Source organism: Streptomyces gardneri (genome assembly GCF_006539185.1).
Lineage (GTDB): Bacteria > Actinomycetota > Actinomycetes > Streptomycetales > Streptomycetaceae > Streptomyces > Streptomyces gardneri.
In genome coordinates this window covers 313,370-334,727 of record NZ_BJMN01000011.1, presented here as the reverse complement: position 1 = coordinate 334,727, position 21,358 = coordinate 313,370, and the positions used below count along the sequence as shown (strand labels likewise).

Genomic DNA, 21,358 nt, shown 5'->3' with positions numbered 1-21,358 from the left:
GACCTCAGGCCGCGGTCGCGAGGTAGCGCGCCGCGTACGAGCGCCAGGGGCGCCACTCCTCCGCCTCCGGGGCGTCTCCGGGGAGGACGTCCGGGTCGCCGAGGGCCCGCATCCGGATGAGGGCGGCTGCTTCGGGGCCCACACCGGGGACGGCGAGCAGGGCGCGCTCGGCCTCGTCGCGGTCGGCGCCGGGGTCGAGGCGTACGGCGCCGTCGGCGAGCGCGCGGGCCAGCGGCCCCGCGACGGGGTGGCCGGTCAAGTCGGCCGGGGCGGGGAAGAGGTGGGTGAGGCCGCCGCAGGCGGTGGCCAGGGGCGTACCGTGCGCCTCGACGAGCCGGGCCGACTCCGCGGGCCCGAGGAGGGTCCGCAGCGCGAACTCCTCCGGTTCGGCCGTCCCCGGGGACCGCACGCCGGGCCGGGCCGTCACCTCGGCGGCGAGCCCCGGGTCGGCGCCGAGCCGCTCGGCGACCGCGTACGGGTCGGCGTCGAGGTCGAAGAGGCGGCGCAGCCGGTGCACGGCGGTGGTCAGGTCGCGCAGCTCGGTGAGGTGGATGCGGGCGTCGAGCCAGCGGCCGGCGGACCCCTCGTCGACGGAGACGATCCCGGTGCCGTACGGAAGGCGGAGCGTGCGCCGGTAGGTGCGGGCGCCGTGGGGGCCGACGACCTCCTCGACGCGGGGCACGGCCTCGGCGGCGAGCAGGTCGAAGACCTCCCCCGCGGCGTACGGCCCCCGGTGGGCGAGCCGCAGCGGGACCCCGGCGGCGAGCGCGGTACGGCCTCCGGCGCCGCTGCCCGCCTCTTCCCGCAGGGCGGTGGGGGTGCGGGCGTAGACGGCGCGGATGGTCTCGTTGAACTGGCGGACGCTGGCGAAGCCGGCCGCGAAGGCGATCTCGGTGACGGGCAGGCCCGTCGTCTGGAGCAGCAGCCGCGCGGTGTGCGCACGCTGGGCGCGGGCGAGGGCCACAGGTCCGGCGCCGAGCTCGGCGGTGAGCTGGCGCTGCACCTGGCGGGTGCTGTAGCCGAGACGCCCGGCGAGGCCGGGCACGCCCTCGCGGTCGACGACCCCGTCGCCGATCATGCGCATGGCCCGGCCGACGACGTCGGCCCGTACGTCCCACGCGGCGGAGCCAGGCACGGCGTCCGGCCTGCAGCGGCGGCAGGCGCGGAAGCCGTGGCCCTGGGCGGCGGCCGCCGTGGGGAAGAACGAGACGTTCCGCCGCTTCGGGGTGACGGCGGGGCAGCTGGGCCGGCAGTAGATGCCGGTGGTGCGGACGGCGAAGAAGAACTCTCCGTCGAACCGCGCGTCCCTGCTGCTGACCGCCTCGTAGCGGGTGTCGTCGTCCGTCATGTCTCCCAGTGTGCGGGACCCGACGGGACCCGACTCGCGGGTTTCGGACATGGCGCTGCGGCCCGGGAGCGGGTCCGGACCGCGGCGCACCGCCGTGGGCCCTGTCCGGCGGATCATGACCGGACAGGCCCCGGAACGCCCGCTAGCGGACGCGTCCGCGCTTGGCGTCCATGGCGGCGCGTCCCTCGGCGCCCTTGCGCTTCCAGTCCTTGAGGATCTCGGAGCGCACGCGCGCGTCGGTCTTGGCCACGATCCGCTGGTTCTCGCGGAGCAGCTTGCGGTAGCTCTCCAGTCGGCGCACGGGCAGCGAGCCGTCCTCGATCGCCGCCGCGACCGCGCAGCCGGGCTCCGACTCGTGGGCGCAGTCGTGGAAGCGGCACTCCGCCGACAGCTCTTCGATCTCGGAGAAGACCTGGCCGACGCCGGTCTCGGCGTCCCAGAGGCCGACCCCGCGCAGCCCGGGGGTGTCGATGAGGACTCCCCCGCCCGGCAGGACGAAGAGGTTGCGGGTGGTCGTGGTGTGGCGGCCCTTGCCGTCGATGTCCCGGGCGGCCTGGACGGTCATCACGTCCGCGCCGACGAGCGCGTTGGCGAGGGTCGACTTGCCGGCGCCGGAGACGCCGAGCAGGACGGTCGTGCCGCCCGCGACCACCGCGGACAGCACGTCGATTCCCTCGCCCGTCTCGGAGCTGAGGGGCACGACCTGGACGCCGGGTGCGACGGTCTCCACGTCCTCGACGAGGTAGGAGAGACCGACGGGGTCGGGCACGAGGTCCGCCTTGCTGAGGACGATCGTCGGCTGGGCGCCGGACTCCCAGGCCAGGGCCAGGAAGCGCTCGATCCGGCCGAGGTCCAGCTCGACGGCGAGCGAGACGGTGATGACCGCGTGGTCGACGTTGGCCGCGAGGATCTGCCCCTCGGACCGCTGGGAGGAGGTGGAGCGCGCGAAGGCCGTACGGCGCGGCAGCAGCGTCCGTACGTAGCGGGGGTCGCTGACGCCCTCGGGGTCGACGGCGGCCCAGTCGCCGGTGCAGACGACCCGCAGCGGGTCGTGCGGGGTCACGAACGCCGTGTCGGCGCGCACGATCCCCTCGGGGGTGGCGATGTCGCACTGTCCTCGGTCGACGCGGACGACCCGGCCGGGGAGCAGTCCCTGAGCCGCGTACGGAGCGAAGGCCTCGGCCCAGCCGGCGTCCCAGCCGTGGGCGTCGAGCAGCGAGGAAGAGGAAGACGAAGCAGAAGAAGACGAAACGGAAGAACCGAAAGACAAGGGGGACCCTTCACAGGGGCGGCCCCGGCGCTGAAAGACGGAGAGTGAGGTCAGCCGGTGGCCGCGGAGGTGGTGTGGACGAACATCCGCGAGTGGGCGAGGCCCTTCGTGATGACAGCCATCGGTCACACCTCCTGTGTCTTTTCGCGATCTTGTACGAGAAGCACCTTAGCGGGAGCCTCGGAGAACCCGCCACGGGTTTTTTCGCGGCGGATTTCCCGGGGCGCCCGTGGGCGTCAGGTCAGGGTCACGACCGTCAGCAGGACGGCTGCGAGGACCGTTCCGGCGACGAGGGCCGGGGTCCCGGGGGCCGGGGCGCCGATCCGGGGTGCCGTCGGCAGGTCGTCCGTGCGGACGGCGGCGCGGGCGCGGGCCAGTTCGGCGGCCGGCGGGTGCTGGGGGAGGTCGACGAGCCAGGGGCGGCGCGGGTCGTGGCGGACGAGCGCCGCGCGGTGGACCCGCACGTCCTGGAGGTCGAGGGGGTGCTCGACCTCGATCCGGTACGGGGCGCCCCCTTCGGGGAGCACGGTCAGGTCGAAGACGAAGTCGGTGCCGCGCGTGGTGAGGGAGTGGAGCCGGGCCGGCGCGTGCACGGCCCCCTCGCCGGAGAGGAGCCGCCCGGCCACGCCGGGGCGGTGCCGCAGCCGTACCGTGCCGAGCGCGAAGAGCAGGGCGACCGTGCCGTTGAGGCCGAGCATCATGACCCAGCGCGGCCCGTCGAGCGCCCCGTGGACGAAGCCGGTGACGACGACGGCGGCCGACGCGGCCACGAGGAGGGTGCCGGGGGCGAGGACCCGGCGGAGCAGGGCCCGGACGGGGACGCCACCGCCGCCCTGGGCCGGAGCCTCGGCCTCGGGGTCCCGGCGCCCGAGCGACCGCACGGCTCCCGCGACGACGAGGACGACGCCGAGCCCGGCGAGGCCGTACGCGGCGACGACCGCGTGGTCGTCCTCCCGGCCCACGAGGAGCCCGAAGGCGGCGAGCAGCACCGCGAGACCGGCCCCCCAGAGGCCCAGGAAGGGCGCCGCGAACACGGCGGCGCCCAGGGCCGAGGGGGCGGCGAGGAAGAGCGCCCCGCCCGCGAGCTGGTCGGTGCCGCAGCCCTCGGTGTCGCAGGCCCAGCGGACGCCCGAGCGCTCGGTGGCGTGGACGTGGCAGAGGAACCAGGTCTGCCAGAACAGCAGGACGGCCGCGGCGGCCCAGGGCCAGGACGTCCTGCCGTACGCGCGCGTGGTCATGGCCCCGACCGTAGCCCGCGGCTCGGACGGTCCGACAGACCCGGGCGTCGACGGCTCGGACGGTCGGCGCGCGTCCGTTTCGTTCAAGACGGGGCCGTCCTGCAGGTCCTAGCGTGCGGGACATGGACACAGCACCTCGCCTCACGCCCCGCCTCGACCTCGTCGGCATCGTCGTCTCGGACATGGCCGCCTCGCTCGCCTTCTACCGCCGTCTCGGCCTGGACGTCCCGGCCGGGGCGGAGACCGCCCCGCACGTGGAGGCCGCCCTGCCCGGTGGACTGCGTGTCGCCTGGGACACGGAGGAGACCGTGCGCTCCTTCGATCCTTCCTGGCGGCGGCCCGAGGGCGGGACCCGGATCGAGCTCGCCTTCCGGTGCGCCACGCCCGCGGACGTGGACGCGGTGTACGAGGAGCTCGTGGGCGCGGGCCACGGCGGGCATCTGAAGCCCTGGGACGCCGTCTGGGGCCAGCGTTACGCGGTGGTCCGGGACCCGGACGGCAACGGGGTGTCCCTGTTCGCGGACGCGCCGGCGGACGCCTCGTAACCGCTCAGGCCGATGCCACGTACTCGCTCAGCGTCGTACCGGCCAGGGCTCTCGTCTCGCGCGCGAGATGGGCCTGGTCGGCGCAGCCCGCGCGGACGGCGGCCTCGGCGTACGGCAGCCCGGCCCTGACCAGGGTCAGGGCGCGCTGGAGGCGGAGGATCCTGGCGAGTGTCTTGGGGCCGTAGCCGAAGGCCTCCAGCGAGCGCCGGTGCAGCTGTCGGGCGCCGAGTCCGACCGCGTCGGCGGTCTCGGCGACCGGGCGGCCCGCGTCCAGGCGGGCGACGACGGCCCGCAGCAGCGGGTCGGGGGCGGGGGCGCGGGCCGCCGTGCGCAGGGCCAGGGCCTCCAGGGCGGCGGCCGGGTCGGGCGCCTCCGAGATCCGCTCGCCGAGCCGCCGCGCCTCGGCCTCGCCCCAGAGCGTGCCGAGGGCGACCCGCCGGTCGCGCAGTTCGTGGGCCGGTACGCCGAGGATCGCCGGTGCCTCTCCCGGGGCGAAGCGGATGCCCGCGTACCGCGTGGCGGTCTCCCCCGGTACGTACGCCCGCGTGTCGGGTCCGGCGACGAGGAGCCGGCCGTCGGCCCAGATCAGGTCCATGCAGCCGTCGGGCAGGACGGGGCGGTCGGGGCGGTCGGGAAGGTCGAGGCGGGCTGGAGCGTCGAGGGAGCCGGGAGGATCGGGGCGGTCGGGGCGGGAGGCCGTCGTCAGGGTCCTCGTCCACAGGACGGCTCCGTCGAGCAGGGCCGGGCGCTCCTCGTACATCCTCCGAGCCTACGACCGGAGGGTGCGCCGCCTCATTCCTTCTCCCAGCCCGAGTGGATCCGCGACTTCACGTCGTCCGGGGGCAGGAACTTGGACCAGCGTTCGGGGAACTCGGAGGGCATGTCCGGGTCGTCCTCGTCGACGTCCTCCGCCTCAGCGCGGACGCGGGCGACCAGCTCGGCGGCCTGGACGGCGCGGGCGCGTTCGTTGGCCTCGCGGGCCGCGGCGGTGGCGACGGAGGGCCAGACGCGGTCGATGGCGGCGTTGACCGCGGCGCCGACGAGGACCGCGAAGGCGGAGATGCCGATCCAGAGGAGGACGGCGATGGGCGCGGCGAGGGAGCCGTAGATGGTCGGTCCCTCGACCTGGCTGGTGAGGTAGATCCGCAGGAGGAAGCTGCCGAGGACCCACATGCCGAGCGCGACGAGGGCGCCGGGGATGTCCTCGATCCACGGCGATCTGACGGGTACGGACACGTGGTAGAGCGTCGTGAGGAAGGCGATGGAGAGCAGGATGACGGCCGGCCAGTACAGGACGGCGACGACCTCTGTCCCCCAGGGCACCAGTTCGACGACGCGGTCGGGGCCGACGACCGCGAGGGGCAGGACGACGGCTCCGATGATCAGGGCCACGATGTAGAGCAGGAAGGCCAGGAGCCGGGTCTTGACGATGCCGCGATGGCCGTCGAGCCCGTACATGACGGTGATGGTGTCGATGAAGACGTTCACCGCGCGCGAGCCGGACCAGAGGGCGATGGCGAAGCCGAGGGAGACGAGTTCGGGCCGTTTCCCCTGGGTGACGTCGTCGAGGAGGGGCTTGGCGATGTCGTGGACGCCCCGGTCGGAGAGGACCGTTCCGGCGGCGCGGAGGATGTTCTCCTCGATGCTCGCGACGGTGTCGGTGTTGGTCCAGTCGTCGGCGTAGCCGAGGAGGGCGATCATGCCGAGGAGCAGGGGCGGCAGCGACAGCAGCGTGAAGAACGCGGCCTCGGCGGCGAGGCCGAGGATCCGGTACTCGATGCACGAGTTGACGGTGTCCTTGAGGAGGAGCCAGGCCATCTTCCGCTTGGAGACGTTGCGGTAGAGGACGCGCGCTCGGTGGAGCCTGCTCCAGGGCCGCCGCTCGGGCCGATCGGGTGTTTCGCTTGCTGCCTGCACCTGCTTACCGTATCGGCATGGCAGCGAGCACCCACACCGTGACCAACCAGGCTCCGCCCCTGGTGGGATACGACGTCTTCACGTGCGATCGGACGCTGGCGGAGGCGGTCGAGCGGCACCTCGCGCCCGAGGTCCTGACGGAGGCCCGCGAGGAGCTGAGCCTGCTGGGCAGGGCGTGGGGATCCGAGCAGGTCAGGGAGTGGGGAGAGCTCGCGAACACGAACGCGCCGCGGCTGCGGACCCACGACCGGTACGGGAACCGGATCGACGAGGTCGAGTTCCATCCGTCCTGGCACCGGCTGCTCGGCAAGTCGGTGGGGGCGGGGCTCACGGATGCGTGGGGCCGTCCGGGTGGTCATGTGCGGCGCGCCGCCGGACTCCTGGTGGTGTCGCAGGCGGAGGCGGGGCACGTCTGTCCGCTGTCGATGACGCACGCGTCGGTGCCCGCGCTGCGCGCCGAGCCGGAGCTCGCGGAGGTGTGGGAGCCGGCGGCGACCTCGCACGTGTACGAGCGGGAGCTGCGTCCCGTCGCCGAGAAGCCGGGGGCGCTGCTAGGGATGGCGCTGACGGAGAAGCAGGGCGGCAGCGACGTACGCGCGAACACGACGGAGGCGCGTCCGCTGGGGACGGACGGGGAGTACGTCCTGACGGGGCACAAGTGGTTCTGCTCGGCTCCGATGTCGGACGCCTTCCTGGTCCTGGCGCAGGCACCGGCCGGGCTGACCTGCTTCCTGCTGCCGCGGGTGCTCCCCGACGGCTCGCGCAACGCGTTCGCGATCCAGCGGCTGAAGGACAAGCTGGGCAACCGCTCGAACGCCTCCGCCGAGGTGGAGTTCGACGGGACGACCTGGGCGCGCCGGGTCGGCGAGGAGGGGCGCGGGGTCCGGGCCGTCATCGGCATGGTGGCGGCGACACGCCTCGACTGTGTGCTCGGCTCGGCGGCGCTGATGCGGCAGGCGGTGGCGCAGGCCGTGCACCACTGCGCGTACCGCGAGGCCTTCGGCGGGGTGCTGATCGAGAAGCCGCTCATGCGGAACGTCCTCGCCGATCTGGCCCTGGAGTCGGAGGCGGCGACGGTACTGGGGATGCGCCTGGCGGCGGCGTACGACGCCGTCGAAGGCACCACAGCAACCGACCGCGCCGGTGAAACCGACGGCAACAACCACGTCGAGCGTGAGCGGGCCTTCCTCCGTATCGCCGTTCCGGTGGCGAAGTACTGGGTGACGAAGCGGTGTACGCCGGTGGTGGCGGAGGCCCTGGAGTGCCTGGGCGGCAACGGGTACGTGGAGGAGTCGGGGCTGCCGCGGCTGTTGCGCGAGTCGCCGCTCAACTCGGTCTGGGAGGGGTCGGGAAACGTCCAGGCGCTCGACGTGCTGCGGGCGCTGCGGACCGGGCCCGGGGCGTTCGACGCGTTCCTGCGGGAGGTGGGGGCGGCGCGCGGCGCGGACCACCGGCTCGACCGGGCGATCCGGGACCTGCTGGGCGAACTGGCCGACCTGGAGGGGATCGAGGCACGGGCGCGACGGCTCGTGGAGCGGATGGCGCTGGTGCTGCAGGGGTCGCTGCTCGTGCGGTGGGCGCCGCCGGAGGTGGCGGACGCGTACTGCGCGTCGCGGCTCGGCGGGGACGGGGGATCGACGTTCGGGACGCTGGCGCACACGCTCGACCTGCGGGCGGTGGTGGAGCGGGCGCGGGTGACGGTCTGACACGTCGCACTCGTTCGCAGCCGCTGTGTCGGGGCGTCGTGCCGTCGCGTCGTATCGGCTCACGCGGGCCGGAGTGTTGAGCCGCGCGTACCAGGGGTGGGCCCGTCAAGGCCGGCACGCGCGGAGAGCGGGGGTGGTGCTGCGCCGACACGGCACCACCCACCGCTCACTCCACCCTCGGGCACGGGACGGGGAGGTCGCCAGAGTTGCAAAGGGTTGCAGGATTACCCGAACCGGGCCGCGCCGGGCGGCCCCGAACGGCACCATGGGCACCGACACTCCGGACATCTGCCCTATGCAGAACCGATACAGCACCACGGGTGGCTGGGAGAGACCGATGAAGAACACGCAGCTCGACATGAAGCGGCTGGCCGCCATGGACGCCGCTCAGGCCGCCCGCCTGCTGCACCGGGTCCGCGACGAGACCCTCGCGGGCCGTACGCCACCGATCGCGCCCCGCGCGGTGATCGACGCGTCCTGGCAGCGGATGGCCCGGCTGGGACTCGACCCCGACCAGAGCACGAGCAGCGTGCTGCTCCAGCGGGACGAGCTGGAGCAGCGGCGCAGGAGCACGCTCCTGGCCGAGGTGATGCAGACGCTCAGCGGCGGCCTCGCCGGTATCGCCGACACCTCTCTCCAGATCATGGTGGTCACCGACGAGCACGGCCGGGTGCTGTGGCGCCAGGGGAACCTCGCGGTGCTGCGCCAGGCGAACGGCATCTGTCTGGAGGAGGGCGCGGCCTGGACCGAGCACGCGACCGGGACGAACGCGGTCGGCACGGCGCTCGCCATGGGCCGGGCCGTGCAGGTGCACTCCGCCGAGCACTACGTGCACACCCTGCACAACTGGACCTGTGCCGCCGCGCCCGTGCACGATCCGCGCGATCAGCGGCTCCTGGGGATCCTGGACGTGAGCGGTCCCGCGTCCAGTTTCCATCCGGCGATGCTGGCGCTGGTCGCCTCGGTCGCCCAGCTCGCCGAGGCCGAGATGCGGGAGCGGCACCGGCGGTCGGTAGAGCGGCTGCGGGCGGTGGCCGCGCCGATCCTGTGCCGGGTGGGCGGCCGGGCCGTGGCGGTCGACATCCACGGCTGGACGGCGGCGGTGACCGGCCTCGCGCCGATGGACCGGATCCCGCTGCCCAAGTCCTTCCGCGCGGGCCGGGTGTGGCTGCCCTCGCTGGGCCTGTGCGCGGTGGAGCCGCTGCCCGGCGGCTGGCTGCTGCGGGTGGAGGAGGAGACCCGGCCGGTGGAGTCCGGCGCGGCCGCGGCGAGCCGGGTGGTCCTCGACCTGAGCCGGCCGCGCCGCTGGACGGTGGCCGTCTCGGGGGAGGCGGGCAGCTGGCAGCAGGAGCTCAGCCCCCGGCACGCGGAGCTCCTCTACGTCCTGGCGCTGCACCGCGACGGCCGGACGGCGGCGGAGCTGGCGGACGACGTCTTCGGCGACCGTACGAGGACGGTGACCGTGCGGGCGGAGATGTCCCGGGTACGCCGGAACCTGGCGGGTGTCCTGGCGCACCGCCCGTACCGCTTCCGCGAGGAGGTGGCGGTGGAGCTCCTCCGCCCGGAACGCCCGGCGGACCTCCTGCCCCACTCGACGGCCCCGGCGGTCAGAGCGGCCCGGACGGCCACGGAGGCGTGAGCCGGACGGCCGGGAAGAGCAGAGGCCGAACGGAACCGCGCGGACCCCCGTCCCACTCCTTGGACACCCTGCCCACCGGGCCCCGGAACGCGGCCTCCGACCCCGGTCGCCTCCCCGTCGGGGCTCGTGATGCGATGGGCCCATGCACATCACGCTCACCACCTGGTCCCTCGAACAGACCTCGCCGTCCGATCTCCGTCCCTCCCGGGTCCCCGAGGGCGACGACATCACGATCGCCCGGGCCGCGGTGCCCTCGGCGGAGTACAGCCGCTTCCTCTATACGGCGGTCGGTGGCGACATCCGCTGGAACGACCGGCTGGCGCTCACGTACAAGCAGTGGCAGGAGATCGTCGAGAAGCCGGGCGCCGAGATCTGGGTGGCGTACGACCGGGGGACGCCGGCCGGGTACGTGGAGCTCGACCCGCAGCCCGACGGTGTCGTGGAGATCGTCTACTTCGGCCTGGTCCCCGCCTTCCGCGGACGCGGGATCGGCGGCCACCTCCTCTCCGAGGGCGTCCGGCGCGCCTGGGACCTGGCCGAGCGCTGGCCGGACCGTGAGGCCACGACGCGGGTGTGGCTGCACACCTGCTCGCTCGACGGTCCGCACGCGATGGACAACTACGAGCGGCGCGGCTTCCGGCTCTTCGACACGAAGGTGGAGGAGGTCGAGGAGTCGGAGACCCCCGGCCCCTGGCCCGGCGCCCATGCCTGAACCACGCACCGACTACGTTGAAGGGGCCCCCGCCGGGGCCCCTTTTACGTGACCTGGAACACAGCATCTCGCGCATCGAGACAGTTCTGTCCAAATTACGGACGATGCTGGACTGGGTCCAAAGTCCCGTGACACGCTTCCGTCATGTCTGGAACTGGAACTGCCTTGGTGAGTCGGCGGCACGTCGACCTCGGCCGCATGTCCAGCGCCATCTGTCCGGCGCGCTGAGACCACCAGCACCGCCGCGATCTCTCTTCTGCCCGACCCTGCTGCGCACTGACGCGCCACCCTCTGACCTCAGCGCGAGTGTGCAGGTCAGAGCCGCCCTCTCGCAGTCCCGAAGGACAAAACGCCATGGCCGCCACCCCGGAAAACCCCACACCCGCCGCCGCCCGCCGCAAGACCGGGCGCCACCGTGGCGAGGGTCAGTGGGCCGTGGGGCACTTCACCCCGCTGAACGGCAATGAGCAGTTCAAGAAGGACGACGACGGTCTCAATGTGCGGACACGCATTGAGACGGTCTACTCGAAGCGCGGTTTCGACTCCATCGACCCCAACGACCTGCGCGGCCGCATGCGCTGGTGGGGCCTCTACACCCAGCGCAAGCAGGGTCTGGACGGCACCAAGACGGGCGTCCTGGAGCCGGAGGAGCTGGACGACGAGTACTTCATGCTCCGGGTGCGCATCGACGGCGGCCGGCTGACCACGCAGCAGCTCCGGGTGATCGGCGAGATCTCCGAGGAGTTCGCCCGCGGCACCGCCGACATCACCGACCGGCAGAACGTCCAGTACCACTGGATCCGCATCGAGGACGTCCCCGAGATCTGGAACCGCCTGGAGGCGGTCGGCCTGTCGACCACCGAGGCCTGCGGCGACACCCCGCGTGTCGTCCTCGGCTCGCCCGTGGCCGGGATCGCCGAGGACGAGATCATCGACGGCACGCCCGCCATCGACGAGATCTACCGGCGGATCGTGGGCAACAAGGACTTCTCCAACCTGCCCCGCAAGTTCAAGTCCGCGATCTCCGGCTCGCCGCTGCTCGACGTGGCGCACGAGATCAACGACATCGCGTTCGTCGGCGTGCGTCACCCCGAGCACGGCCCCGGCTTCGACGTGTGGGTCGGCGGCGGCCTCTCCACCAACCCGAAGCTCGGCGTCCGGCTCGGCACCTGGGTCTCGCTCGACGAGGTCCCGGACGTGTACGAGGGCGTCATCTCGATCTTCCGCGACTACGGCTACCGCCGGCTGCGCAACCGCGCCCGTCTGAAGTTCCTCGTCGCCGACTGGGGCCCGGAGAAGTTCCGCCAGGTCCTGGAGGACGAGTACCTGAAGCGCAAGCTGACGGACGGCCCCGCCCCCGAGCAGCCTGCCGGCCAGTGGCGTGACCACGTCGGCGTCCACCGCCAGAACGACGGCCGGTTCTACGTCGGTTTCGCGCCGCGCGTCGGCCGGGTCGACGGCGCCACCCTGACGAAGATCGCCGAGATCGCCGAGACGCACGGCTCCGGCCGGGTCCGTACGACCGCCGAGCAGAAGATGCTCGTCCTCGACATCGAGGAGTCGCAGGTCGACGGCATCGTCTCCGCCCTGGAGGCGCTGGACCTGCGGGTCACCCCCTCGCCGTTCCGGCGCGGCACGATGGCCTGCACCGGCATCGAGTTCTGCAAGCTCGCGATCGTCGAGACGAAGGGCCGCGGCTCCTCGCTCATCGACGAACTGGAGCGCCGCATCCCGGAGTTCGACGAGCCGCTGACGATCAACATCAACGGCTGCCCGAACGCCTGCGCCCGTATCCAGGTCGCGGACATCGGTCTCAAGGGCCAGCTGGTGCTGGACGACGAGGGCAACCGCGTCGAGGGCTACCAGGTGCACCTGGGCGGCGCGCTCGGCCTTGAGGCCGGCTTCGGCCGCAAGGTCCGCGGCCTGAAGGTCACCGCCGCCGAGCTCCCGGACTACGTGGAGCGGGTCCTCAAGCGCTTCCAGGCGGAGCGCGAGGACGGCGAGCGCTTCGCGACCTGGACGGCCCGCGCCTCGGAGGAATCCCTCTCATGAGCGAGCGAGCCGCACCGTTCCACTGCCCCTACTGCGGGGACGAGGACCTGCGTCCGAACGAGCAGGGTCATGGCGCCTGGGAATGCGCCGCGTGCAGCCGGGCCTTCCAGTTGAAGTTCCTGGGGCTGCTCGCCCCGGGCGCTTCGGGCACCACCCCTGGGAGGGAAGAGATATGACGGTCACTCAGCACGAAGAAGGCAGCCAGGACGACACTGCCGACGCCGCCGACACCGCGGCCGACCTCAAGGCACTCGCCGAGCAGGCCGGCCGCGACCTGGAGGACGCCTCGCCCCTGGAGATCCTCCGGTGGGCCGTAGACACCTTCGGAGCGCGCTTCTGCGTCACGTCCTCCATGGAGGACGCCGTCGTCGCCCATCTCGCCTCGCGGGTCCGGCCCGGCGTGGACGTCGTCTTCCTCGACACGGGCTACCACTTCGAGGAGACCATCGGCACCCGGGACGCCGTCGACGCCGTCATGGACGTCAACGTCATCACCCTGACCCCGCGTCAGACCGTGGCCGAGCAGGACGCCGAGCACGGCGCGAAGCTGCACGACCGCGACCCCGACCTGTGCTGCGCGCTGCGCAAGGTCAAGCCGCTGGAGGAGGGCCTGACCGCGTACAGCGCCTGGGCCACCGGCCTGCGCCGCGACGAGTCCCCGACCCGGGCGAACACCCCGGTCGTCGGCTGGGACGAGAAGCGGCGGAAGGTCAAGGTCTCCCCCATCGCCCGCTGGACGCAGGACGACGTCGACGCGTACGTCATGGAGCACGGTGTCCTCACCAACCCGCTCCTGATGGACGGTTACGCCTCCGTCGGCTGCTCCCCCTGCACCCGTCGCGTACTGGAGGGCGAGGACGCCCGCGCCGGACGCTGGGCGGGCCGCACCAAGACCGAGTGCGGGCTGCACGGCTGATGACCCCCACCCCTCAGACCTCCCCCGAGATCTCCCACACCTCCCAGGAGAACCACGTGACCGGTGCCACCATCTGGCTCACCGGCCTGCCGAGCGCCGGAAAGACCACCATCGCGTACGAGCTGGCCGGCCGCCTCCGCGAGGAAGGCCACCGCGTCGAGATCCTCGACGGCGACGAGATCCGCGAGTTCCTCTCCGCGGGCCTCGGCTTCACCCGCGAGGACCGGCACACCAACGTGCAGCGCATCGGCTTCGTCGCCGAGCTGCTCGCCTCGCACGGCGTGCAGGTCCTGGTGCCGGTCATCGCCCCGTACGCCGACAGCCGCGAGGCGGTCCGCAAGCGCCACGCCGCCGAGGGCACCGCCTTCGTCGAGGTGCACGTGGCCACCCCCGTCGAGGTCTGCTCGGTCCGCGACGTCAAGGGCCTCTACGCCAAGCAGGCCGCCGGCGAGATCAGCGGCCTGACCGGCGTCGACGACCCGTACGAGGCCCCCGAGACGCCCGATCTCCGGATCGAGTCCCAGAACCAGACCGTGCAGGAGTCCGCGGCGCAGCTCCACGCGCTGCTCACCGAGAGGGGTCTGCTGTGACCACCGTCGTCAACGTCCACGAGACGACCGACAGCCCGTTCGCGCTGTCGCACCTCGACTCCCTGGAGTCGGAGGCCGTCCACATCTTCCGCGAGGTGGCGGGCGAGTTCGAGCGGCCGGTGATCCTCTTCTCCGGCGGCAAGGACTCCATCGTCATGCTGCACCTGGCGCTGAAGGCCTTCGCCCCGGCGCCGGTCCCCTTCACGCTGCTGCACGTCGACACCGGGCACAACTTCCCCGAGGTCCTCGCCTACCGCGACCGGGTCGTGGCCGAGCACGGGCTGCGACTGCACGTCGCCTCCGTGCAGGAGTACATCGACGCGGGCAAGCTGCGCGAGCGCCCGGACGGCACCCGCAACCCGCTGCAGACCGTCCCGCTGACCGAGGCGATCCAGCAGCACCGCTTCGACGCGGTCTTCGGCGGCGGCCGCCGCGACGAGGAGAAGGCCCGCGCCAAGGAGCGGGTGTTCTCGCTGCGCGACGAGTTCTCCCAGTGGGACCCGCGCCGCCAGCGCCCCGAGCTGTGGCAGCTCTACAACGGCCGCCACGCGCCCGGCGAGCACGTCCGGGTCTTCCCGCTCTCCAACTGGACCGAGCTGGACGTCTGGCAGTACATCGCCCGCGAGGGCATCGAGCTGCCGGAGATCTACTTCGCGCACGAGCGCGAGGTCTTCGCGCGCAGCGGCATGTGGCTGACCGCCGGCGAGTGGGGCGGCCCCAAGGACACCGAGACGGTCGAGAAGCGGCTCATCCGCTACCGCACCGTCGGTGACATGTCCTGCACCGGTGCCGTCGACTCCGACGCCACCACGCTCGACGCCGTCATCGCCGAGATCGCCGCCTCCCGCCTCACCGAGCGGGGCGCGACCCGCGCCGACGACAAGATGTCCGAGGCCGCGATGGAAGACCGCAAGCGCGAAGGGTACTTCTAGCCATGACGAACACGACCGAACAGTTCGCCGAGTTCGCCGACGTCTCGGCGACCACCCTGCTGCGCTTCGCCACGGCCGGCTCCGTCGACGACGGCAAGTCCACGCTCGTGGGCCGTCTCCTGCACGACTCCAAGTCGGTCCTCACCGACCAGCTGGAGGCCGTCGAGGCCGCGTCCATCAAGCGCGGCCAGGAGGCGCCCGACCTCGCGCTCCTCACCGACGGACTGCGGGCCGAGCGCGAGCAGGGCATCACGATCGACGTGGCCTACCGCTACTTCGCCACCGCCCGCCGCCGCTTCATCCTCGCGGACACCCCCGGCCACGTGCAGTACACCCGGAACATGGTCACCGGCGCCTCCACCGCCGAGCTGGCCGTCGTCCTGGTCGATGCCCGCAACGGCGTGGTCGAGCAGACCCGCCGGCACGCCGCCGTCGCCGCGCTGCTCCGCGTCCCGCACGTGGTCCTGGCCGTGAACAAGATGGACCTGGTCGACTACCGGGAGCCCGTCTTCGCCGCGATCGCCGAGGAGTTCACGACGTACGCCTCCGAGCTGGGCGTCCCGGAGATCACCGCGATCCCGATCTCGGCGCTCGCCGGCGACAACGTCGTGGAGCCCTCCGCGAACATGGACTGGTACGGCGGCCCGACCGTCCTGGAGCACCTGGAGACCGTCCCGGTCAGCCACGACCTGACGGCCTGCCACGCGCGCTTCCCGGTCCAGTACGTGATCCGCCCGCAGACCGCCGAGCACCCCGACTACCGGGGCTACGCCGGTCAGATCGCGGCGGGCGCCTTCCGCGTCGGCGAGCAGATCACCGTCCTGCCGTCGGGCAGGACCTCCACGATCAGCGGGATCGACGCGCTCGGCGAGTCCGTGGACATCGCCTGGGCCCCGCAGTCGGTCACGATCCGGCTCGCCGACGACATCGACATCTCGCGCGGCGACCTGCTCGCCCCGGTCGGTGACGCCCCGGCGACCAGCCAGGACGTCGAGGCGACGGTCTGCCACGTGGCCGACCAGCCGCTCGCCGTGGGTCAGCGGGTGCTGCTCAAGCACACGACCCGCACGGTCAAGGCCATCGTCAAGGAGATCCCCTCGCGGCTGACCCTGGACGATCTCTCCCAGCACCCGAACCCCGGGCAGCTGGTCGCCAACGACATCGGCCGGGTCGTCGTGCGCACGGCCGAGCCGCTCGCGCTCGACGCGTACGCGGACTCGCGCCGTACCGGTTCCTTCCTGCTGATCGACCCGGCGGACGGCACCACGCTCGCGGCGGGCATGGCGGGCGAGTCCTTCGCCACCACCAAGGCCGTCGCGGTCGTCGAGGACGAGGAGGGGTGGGACTTCTGATGTTCCAGGACATCTACGCCACCTTCGCCAAGGAGGGTGGACGCGTGGGCGGCGGCACCCTCGGCACGGGCCAGGGAGGTGTTGCGCGATGTTGCGCGCCGACCTCCACGCACCGCGCGAGCGGTGCGACGCGGCTCCACCCGATCCACCCCGAACGACATAAACGCAGACTTCGCAGAAGTTGACATCGAGGGGAACACTTCCCGTGCCTGCCACCACCCGTACCACCCTGCGCCGCGGCCTGGCCGCCGCCGCCCTGCCGCTGCTGATCGGCGCTCTCGCCTCCTGCGGCTACGGCTCCGACGCCAAGAACGACGAGAAGAAGGTGGCCGCCGAGGGCGAGAAGCTCTCCGCCGACACCGTACGGCTCGGGTACTTCCCCAACCTCACGCACGCCACCGCGCTGGTGGGCGACCAGGAGGGCATCCTCCAGAAGGAGCTGGGCGGCACGAAGCTGGTGCCCACCACCTTCAACGCCGGCCCCTCCGAGATCGAGGCGCTGAACGCCGACTCGATCGACATCGGCTTCATCGGCCCCTCGCCGTCCATCAACGGCTACGTCAAGACCAAGGGCACCAACCTCCGCATCATCGGCGGCTCGGCCTCCGGCGGCGTGAAGCTCGTGGTGAACCCGGCGAAGATCAAGACCCTGGACGACCTCAAGGGCAAGAAGATCGCCACGCCGCAGCTCGGCAACACGCAGGACGTGGCCTTCCTCAACTGGATCTCCGAGAAGGGCTGGAAGGTCGACGCCCAGAGCGGCAAGGGCGACGTCTCCGTGGTCCGCACGGACAACAAGGTGACCCCGAACGCCTACGCCTCCGGCGCCATCGACGGTGCCTGGGTGCCGGAGCCGACCGCATCGAAGCTGGTCAGCGACGGGGCGAAGGTCCTGCTCGACGAGTCCGACCTGTGGCCGAACAAGAAGTTCGTCATCACGAACATCATCGTGTCGCAGAAGTTCCTCAAGGCCCACCCGGACGTCGTCGAGGCCTTCCTGCGCGGCGCGGTGAAGACCAACGAGTGGATCAACGCCAACCCGGACAAGGCGAAGGCCTCGGCCAACGCCAAGCTGAAGGGCCTCTCGGGCAAGGCGCTGGGCGACAAGGTGATCGACGCCGCGTGGCCGTCCATCCAGTTCACCAACGACCCGCTGGCGGCCACCCTCCAGTCGCAGGCCGACCACGCGGTGAAGGCCGGTCTCCTGAAGAAGCCCGAGCTCGCCGGGATCTACGACCTGAAGCCGCTCAACAAGGTCCTGAAGGCCGCGGGGCAGCCCGAGGTCTCCGACGCCGGTCTCGGCGCGAAGTAACCAGCCCGCAGCTCATACCCAGGAGGTGACGACCATGGCCACGACCGCGACGCTCGCCAAGGCCGAGGACCGCACGGCGGTGACGCATGCCGCCCGTATCGAGCATGTCTCCAAGTCCTTCGGCGGACCCGCCGGCGGACAGCTCGTCCTCGACGACATCTCGCTCGATGTCGCTCCCGGCGAGTTCGTCACCCTCCTGGGTGCCTCGGGCTGCGGCAAGTCCACGCTGCTCAACCTGGTCGCCGGGCTCGACCGGCCGTCCGCGGGGTCCATCGAGACCCCCGGCGGCCGGCCGGCCCTGATGTTCCAGGAGCACGCCCTCTTCCCGTGGCTCACCGCGGGCAAGAACATCGAACTGGCCCTGCGACTGCGCGGGGTGCCCAAGGCCGAGCGGCGCGAGGAGGCCGAGCGGCTGCTCGACCTCGTGCGGCTCGGCGGCTCGTACGGCAAGCGGGTCCACGAGCTGTCCGGCGGCATGCGCCAGCGGGTCGCCCTGGCGCGCGCGCTCGCCCAGGACAGCGACCTGCTCCTCATGGACGAGCCGTTCGCCGCGCTCGACGCCATCACCCGGGACGTGCTGCACGACGAGCTGACCCGGATCTGGCGGGAGACGAACGTGTCGGTGCTCTTCGTCACCCACAACGTCCGCGAGGCCGTGCGGCTGGCCGAGCGCGTCGTCCTCCTCTCGTCCCGGCCCGGCCGGATCGCCCACGAGTGGAAGATCGACATCCCGCAGCCGCGCCGCATCGAGGACTCCGACGTCGCGGAACTGTCCCTCGAGATCACCGAGCACCTGCGTGGGGAGATCCGCCGTCATGGCCAGCACTGACACCACTCCTAAGGCCCCGAGCAGGGGGAAGGCCGACGACCTCGCCGGCCTGGAAGCCGGTCTGGACGCCCTGGACAGCGTGCAGATCCGGCGGACCCCGGTCCGTGAGGTCCTCCTCAAGAAGGTGTTCCCGCCGGTCATCGCGGTCGCGCTGATCCTGGTCGTGTGGCAGCTGCTGGTCTGGGGCAAGGTCACCGACGAGTACAAGCTCCCCGCCCCGTCCGCGGTCTGGGACAGCCTGACCACGATGTGGCTGGAGGGCACGCTCCTCGAAGTCCTGTGGACCAGCGTGTCCCGGGCCCTGCTCGGCTTCCTCATGGCGCTCGCCATCGGCACCCCGCTGGGACTGCTGGTCTCCCGGGTGAAGTTCGTGCGCGCGGCGATCGGCCCCATCCTCTCCGGTCTCCAGTCGCTGCCCTCGGTGGCCTGGGTGGCACCGGCCGTGCTCTGGCTCGGCCTGAACGACAGCATGATGTTCGCGGTCATCCTGCTCGGCGCCGTCCCGTCGATCGCCAACGGCCTCGTCGCGGGCGTCGACCAGGTCCCGCCGCTCTACCTGCGGGCCGGCCAGACGCTCGGCGCGACCGGGCTCAAGGGCGCCTGGCACATCGTGATGCCGGCCGCGCTGCCCGGCTACCTCGCCGGTCTCAAGCAGGGCTGGGCGTTCTCGTGGCGCTCGCTGATGGCCGCGGAGATCATCGCCTCCTCGCCCGACCTGGGCCTCGGCCTCGGCCAGCTCCTGGAGAACGGCCGCAACAACATCGACATGGCGGGCATCTTCCTGGCGATCATCCTGATCCTGATCGTCGGCATCGCCATCGACCTGCTGATCTTCAGCCCGCTGGAGCGTGCGGTCCTGCGCCGCCGTGGCCTGCTCACGAAGAGCTGAGTCGCACCATGAACAGGCCTGTCCTCCTCGTCATCGCCCACGGCAGCCGCGACCCGCGGCACGCGGCGACCGTCCAGGCGCTCGTGCGCCGGGCCGGCGCGCTGCGGCCGGGGCTGCGCGTGGAGACGGCGTTCCTGGACTTCAACCTGCCGTCGGTGCCGGGCGTGCTCGACCGGCTCGCCGCCGACGGGGTACGGGACGTGGTGGCCCTCCCCCTCCTCCTCACCCGCGCCTTCCACGCGAAGGCCGACATCCCCGCCGTCCTGCGCCAGGCGCCTCCGTCCCTGAGCATCCGCCAGGCGGAGGTCCTCGGCCCCTCGCCGCTGCTGATCGCGGCGGTGGAGCGGCGGCTGTACGAGGCCGGGCTCACCCCCGGCGACAAGAGCGCGACCGGGGTCGTCCTGGCCTCGGCGGGCTCCACCGACCCGGAGGCGATCGCGGTGATCGCAGAAACGGCGCGGGAGCTGCGGCGCACCGGTTGGTGCTCCGTGCGGCCCGCGTTCGCCTCCGCATCTCTCCCGCGCACGGAAGAGGCCGTACGGCTCGTCCGTACCGACCCGGGTGTCCGCCGGGTCGCCGTCGCCCCGTACGTGATCGCCCCCGGCCGCCTCCCGGACCGCATCGCGGCGGGCGCGGCCGAGGCGGACGTCCTGGCGGACGTCCTGGGCCCGTCGCCCGAACTGGCCGCGCTGCTCGTGGAGCGGTACGACGGCGCGACGGCGCGCGCGACGGACCGCGTGGCCGCGGCCGTCTGACCCCTGCCGCCGGAACCGCGCCGGACGTTTCCGCGTTCTCCCGTACGTCTGTCCTGCCTAGCCGAAGTCGAGCCCGCCCGTGCGGGTCCTCTTCAGTTCGAAGAGGTCGGGGTGGGCGGCCAGGACGCGGAAGCTGTCGAAGAGTTCGGCGGCCTTCTCGCCGCGCGGGATCGCCCGGAGGACCGGGCCGAACCAGACCGTGCCGTCGACGTGGATCGTCGGCGTACCGACGTACGCCCCGGCGTCGGGGTCCTTGCCCGCGTCGTGGCTGCGGCGGACGGTCTCGTCGTACGCCGGGTCGTGGGCGGCGGCGGCGAGTTCGGGCGGCAGGCCGAGTTCGGTGAGGGACTCGGCGATCACGGCGTCGAAGTCCTTCTGCTTCTTCTCGTGGATGCGGGTGCCGTAAGCGGTGTACAGCGGGCGCAGGATCTCCTCGCCGTGCTGCTCGGCGGCGGCCGCCGCCACGCGGACCGGGCCGATCGAGGCGTCGACGAGCTCGCGGTACCAGTCGGGCAGGGTGTTGCCCTCGTTGTGGAAGTACAGGCTCATGACCTTGAAGCGGAGGTCGATCGGCCGGTGGCTTTCGACCTCCAGGATCCAGCGGGAGGTGATCCAGGCGAAGGGGCAGGCGGGGTCGAAGTAGAAGTCGACGGTGGTGCGGGGCTCGGTGGCGGTCTCGGTGCTCGTGCTCACGCTCGTGCTCGTCATACGACCGAATCTAGTCAGCGGGTGGCCCGTCGCCCTGGGCCAATGGGCGGCCCTTCGGCTGGGCCACTTAACCTCTGTCAGTCCTCGTGGGTCATCTCGACGAGCTTGACGACGGTGTTCCAGTTCCGGGCCGTGGCCACGAGCCCCTTCACCACCGACGGGCGGGTCACCACGTCGCCCAGCTTGGAGCGGCCGAGGCCCTCGGGGACGTAGAGGTAGAGCACGCGGTCGCCGAGGGCGAACTCCTCCGGGAGGTACGCCTCCCGGTCGATCGCGGCGAAGCGTTCGGGCTCGGCGGGTCCGGAGTAGTAGATCGCGTGGAGTTGCTTGCCCTCCAGCTCGGCGGCCGGGAAGGGGCAGGCCTCGGCGACGGCCGCGAGGTAGGCGCCGTCGCGGACGAGGCAGTCGACGCGGAAGCCGAAGCGTTGCTCGATGGCGTCCTCGAGCGCGGTGGTGAGCTCGGCGTCGGAGGCGGTCGAGTCCGTGGTGAAGACGGCGTTCCCGCTCTGGAGGTAGGTGCGGACGTCCCGGTGGCCGAGGTCTTCGAGGACGGAACGGAGCTCCGCCATGGGGACCTTGCGGTGTCCGCTCACGTTGATGCCGCGGAGCAGGGCCGCGTATGTCTTCGCCATGGGGTTCACCTTAGGG

At 72.3% G+C, this 21,358-nt stretch carries 22 protein-coding genes; 15 read left to right on the top strand and 7 right to left on the bottom strand.

Annotated features, from left to right (window positions below; all coding sequences use genetic code 11):
• Positions 1-4: 4 nt before the first annotated feature.
• The 3 genes from SGA01_RS09610 to SGA01_RS09600 form a co-directional block, all read right to left on the bottom strand.
• Positions 5-1,399 (bottom strand): DNA-3-methyladenine glycosylase 2 family protein, encoded by a 1,395-nt coding sequence (locus tag SGA01_RS09610; protein WP_141295279.1) that lies wholly within the window; start codon positions 1,397-1,399, stop codon positions 5-7.
• Positions 1,400-1,490: 91 nt separating this feature from the next.
• The gene (rsgA, locus tag SGA01_RS09605; protein WP_141295276.1) at positions 1,491-2,618 is read right to left on the bottom strand and encodes a ribosome small subunit-dependent GTPase A; all 1,128 of its coding nucleotides are present in this window, start codon (positions 2,616-2,618) and stop codon (positions 1,491-1,493) included.
• A gap of 236 nt (positions 2,619-2,854) precedes the next feature.
• Complete coding sequence (locus SGA01_RS09600; RefSeq protein ID WP_141295273.1) at positions 2,855-3,856, bottom strand: hypothetical protein; 1,002 nt, start codon at positions 3,854-3,856, stop codon at positions 2,855-2,857.
• A gap of 122 nt (positions 3,857-3,978) precedes the next feature.
• Between SGA01_RS09600 and SGA01_RS09595 the strand changes: the two genes are divergently transcribed.
• A complete protein-coding gene (locus tag SGA01_RS09595; RefSeq protein ID WP_141295270.1) occupies positions 3,979-4,401 on the top strand; it encodes a VOC family protein in 423 nt (140 codons plus the stop codon).
• A gap of 4 nt (positions 4,402-4,405) precedes the next feature.
• On the opposite strand, the gene SGA01_RS09590 is transcribed toward SGA01_RS09595, so the two are convergent.
• Both SGA01_RS09590 and SGA01_RS09585 read right to left on the bottom strand, forming a co-directional pair.
• A complete protein-coding gene (locus SGA01_RS09590) occupies positions 4,406-5,161 on the bottom strand; it encodes a helix-turn-helix domain-containing protein (protein WP_141295267.1) in 756 nt (251 codons plus the stop codon).
• Positions 5,162-5,193: 32 nt separating this feature from the next.
• Positions 5,194-6,318: a YihY/virulence factor BrkB family protein gene (locus tag SGA01_RS09585; protein ID WP_141295264.1), complete on the bottom strand. Its 1,125-nt coding sequence runs from the start codon at positions 6,316-6,318 to the stop codon at positions 5,194-5,196.
• 17 nt (positions 6,319-6,335) lie between these two features.
• Here SGA01_RS09585 and SGA01_RS09580 point away from each other — a divergent pair, with 17 nt between their 5' ends.
• The 14 genes from SGA01_RS09580 to SGA01_RS09515 all read left to right on the top strand — a co-directional run bounded on the left by SGA01_RS09580 (position 6,336) and on the right by SGA01_RS09515 (position 20,002).
• Positions 6,336-8,024 carry an acyl-CoA dehydrogenase family protein gene (locus SGA01_RS09580; RefSeq protein ID WP_141295261.1) on the top strand — a complete coding sequence of 563 codons (1,689 nt, stop codon included), beginning with the start codon at positions 6,336-6,338 and terminating at the stop codon, positions 8,022-8,024.
• A 337-nt stretch (positions 8,025-8,361) separates the two neighbouring features.
• Positions 8,362-9,663: a GAF domain-containing protein gene (locus SGA01_RS09575; protein WP_055640795.1), complete on the top strand. Its 1,302-nt coding sequence runs from the start codon at positions 8,362-8,364 to the stop codon at positions 9,661-9,663.
• A gap of 142 nt (positions 9,664-9,805) precedes the next feature.
• On the top strand, positions 9,806-10,375 hold the full coding sequence (locus tag SGA01_RS09570) for a GNAT family N-acetyltransferase (protein ID WP_141295258.1): 570 nt from the start codon (positions 9,806-9,808) through the stop codon (positions 10,373-10,375).
• A gap of 144 nt (positions 10,376-10,519) precedes the next feature.
• On the top strand, positions 10,520-10,603 hold the full coding sequence (locus SGA01_RS42810) for a putative leader peptide (protein WP_312846743.1): 84 nt from the start codon (positions 10,520-10,522) through the stop codon (positions 10,601-10,603).
• A gap of 126 nt (positions 10,604-10,729) precedes the next feature.
• Positions 10,730-12,427 (top strand): nitrite/sulfite reductase, encoded by a 1,698-nt coding sequence (locus tag SGA01_RS09565; RefSeq protein WP_141295255.1) that lies wholly within the window; start codon positions 10,730-10,732, stop codon positions 12,425-12,427.
• Positions 12,424-12,603, top strand: a complete 180-nt coding sequence (locus SGA01_RS09560) for a hypothetical protein (protein WP_055640798.1) — start codon at positions 12,424-12,426, stop codon at positions 12,601-12,603. The genes SGA01_RS09565 and SGA01_RS09560 overlap by 4 nt, the downstream gene beginning before the upstream one ends.
• The gene (locus SGA01_RS09555) at positions 12,600-13,343 is read left to right on the top strand and encodes a phosphoadenylyl-sulfate reductase (protein ID WP_141295253.1); all 744 of its coding nucleotides are present in this window, start codon (positions 12,600-12,602) and stop codon (positions 13,341-13,343) included. Before SGA01_RS09560 ends, SGA01_RS09555 begins: the two co-directional genes overlap by 4 nt.
• A complete protein-coding gene (cysC, locus tag SGA01_RS09550; RefSeq protein WP_055640800.1) occupies positions 13,343-13,933 on the top strand; it encodes an adenylyl-sulfate kinase in 591 nt (196 codons plus the stop codon). The genes SGA01_RS09555 and cysC overlap by 1 nt, the downstream gene beginning before the upstream one ends.
• Positions 13,930-14,865 (top strand): sulfate adenylyltransferase subunit CysD, encoded by a 936-nt coding sequence (gene cysD / locus SGA01_RS09545; protein ID WP_141295251.1) that lies wholly within the window; start codon positions 13,930-13,932, stop codon positions 14,863-14,865. Before cysC ends, cysD begins: the two co-directional genes overlap by 4 nt.
• 2 nt (positions 14,866-14,867) lie before the next feature.
• On the top strand, positions 14,868-16,217 hold the full coding sequence (locus SGA01_RS09540) for a sulfate adenylyltransferase subunit 1 (protein WP_141295248.1): 1,350 nt from the start codon (positions 14,868-14,870) through the stop codon (positions 16,215-16,217).
• Between the two features lie 205 nt (positions 16,218-16,422).
• The gene (locus SGA01_RS09530; protein WP_141295245.1) at positions 16,423-17,529 is read left to right on the top strand and encodes an aliphatic sulfonate ABC transporter substrate-binding protein; all 1,107 of its coding nucleotides are present in this window, start codon (positions 16,423-16,425) and stop codon (positions 17,527-17,529) included.
• 34 nt (positions 17,530-17,563) lie between these two features.
• Positions 17,564-18,358: an ABC transporter ATP-binding protein gene (locus SGA01_RS09525; RefSeq protein ID WP_055640804.1), complete on the top strand. Its 795-nt coding sequence runs from the start codon at positions 17,564-17,566 to the stop codon at positions 18,356-18,358.
• Positions 18,345-19,247, top strand: a complete 903-nt coding sequence (locus tag SGA01_RS09520) for an ABC transporter permease (protein WP_141295242.1) — start codon at positions 18,345-18,347, stop codon at positions 19,245-19,247. Before SGA01_RS09525 ends, SGA01_RS09520 begins: the two co-directional genes overlap by 14 nt.
• An 8-nt stretch (positions 19,248-19,255) precedes the next feature.
• Complete coding sequence (locus SGA01_RS09515) at positions 19,256-20,002, top strand: sirohydrochlorin chelatase (RefSeq protein WP_141295240.1); 747 nt, start codon at positions 19,256-19,258, stop codon at positions 20,000-20,002.
• A gap of 57 nt (positions 20,003-20,059) precedes the next feature.
• On the opposite strand, the gene SGA01_RS09510 is transcribed toward SGA01_RS09515, so the two are convergent.
• On the bottom strand, positions 20,060-20,710 hold the full coding sequence (locus SGA01_RS09510; RefSeq protein WP_141295237.1) for a mycothiol-dependent nitroreductase Rv2466c family protein: 651 nt from the start codon (positions 20,708-20,710) through the stop codon (positions 20,060-20,062).
• Positions 20,711-20,787: 77 nt separating this feature from the next.
• Entirely contained in the window at positions 20,788-21,342 is a 555-nt protein-coding gene (locus SGA01_RS09505) for a DUF1697 domain-containing protein (protein ID WP_141295234.1), read from the bottom strand.
• Between the last annotated feature and the right edge of the window lie 16 nt (positions 21,343-21,358).

Coding starts and splice junctions, on each gene's coding strand:
- SGA01_RS09595 (WP_141295270.1), top strand. CDS start 3,979: ATGGACACAGCACCTCGCCTCACGCCCCGCCTCGACCTCGTCGGCATC.
- SGA01_RS09510 (WP_141295237.1), bottom strand. CDS start 20,710: ATGACGAGCACGAGCGTGAGCACGAGCACCGAGACCGCCACCGAGCCC.
- SGA01_RS09600 (WP_141295273.1), bottom strand. CDS start 3,856: ATGACCACGCGCGCGTACGGCAGGACGTCCTGGCCCTGGGCCGCCGCG.
- SGA01_RS09525 (WP_055640804.1), top strand. CDS start 17,564: ATGGCCACGACCGCGACGCTCGCCAAGGCCGAGGACCGCACGGCGGTG.
- SGA01_RS42810 (WP_312846743.1), top strand. CDS start 10,520: ATGTCTGGAACTGGAACTGCCTTGGTGAGTCGGCGGCACGTCGACCTC.
- SGA01_RS09515 (WP_141295240.1), top strand. CDS start 19,256: ATGAACAGGCCTGTCCTCCTCGTCATCGCCCACGGCAGCCGCGACCCG.
- SGA01_RS09560 (WP_055640798.1), top strand. CDS start 12,424: ATGAGCGAGCGAGCCGCACCGTTCCACTGCCCCTACTGCGGGGACGAG.
- SGA01_RS09575 (WP_055640795.1), top strand. CDS start 8,362: ATGAAGAACACGCAGCTCGACATGAAGCGGCTGGCCGCCATGGACGCC.
- SGA01_RS09590 (WP_141295267.1), bottom strand. CDS start 5,161: ATGTACGAGGAGCGCCCGGCCCTGCTCGACGGAGCCGTCCTGTGGACG.
- SGA01_RS09570 (WP_141295258.1), top strand. CDS start 9,806: ATGCACATCACGCTCACCACCTGGTCCCTCGAACAGACCTCGCCGTCC.
- SGA01_RS09580 (WP_141295261.1), top strand. CDS start 6,336: ATGGCAGCGAGCACCCACACCGTGACCAACCAGGCTCCGCCCCTGGTG.
- SGA01_RS09520 (WP_141295242.1), top strand. CDS start 18,345: ATGGCCAGCACTGACACCACTCCTAAGGCCCCGAGCAGGGGGAAGGCC.
- SGA01_RS09505 (WP_141295234.1), bottom strand. CDS start 21,342: ATGGCGAAGACATACGCGGCCCTGCTCCGCGGCATCAACGTGAGCGGA.
- SGA01_RS09610 (WP_141295279.1), bottom strand. CDS start 1,399: ATGTCCGAAACCCGCGAGTCGGGTCCCGTCGGGTCCCGCACACTGGGA.
- cysC (WP_055640800.1), top strand. CDS start 13,343: ATGACCCCCACCCCTCAGACCTCCCCCGAGATCTCCCACACCTCCCAG.
- SGA01_RS09540 (WP_141295248.1), top strand. CDS start 14,868: ATGACGAACACGACCGAACAGTTCGCCGAGTTCGCCGACGTCTCGGCG.
- SGA01_RS09555 (WP_141295253.1), top strand. CDS start 12,600: ATGACGGTCACTCAGCACGAAGAAGGCAGCCAGGACGACACTGCCGAC.
- SGA01_RS09565 (WP_141295255.1), top strand. CDS start 10,730: ATGGCCGCCACCCCGGAAAACCCCACACCCGCCGCCGCCCGCCGCAAG.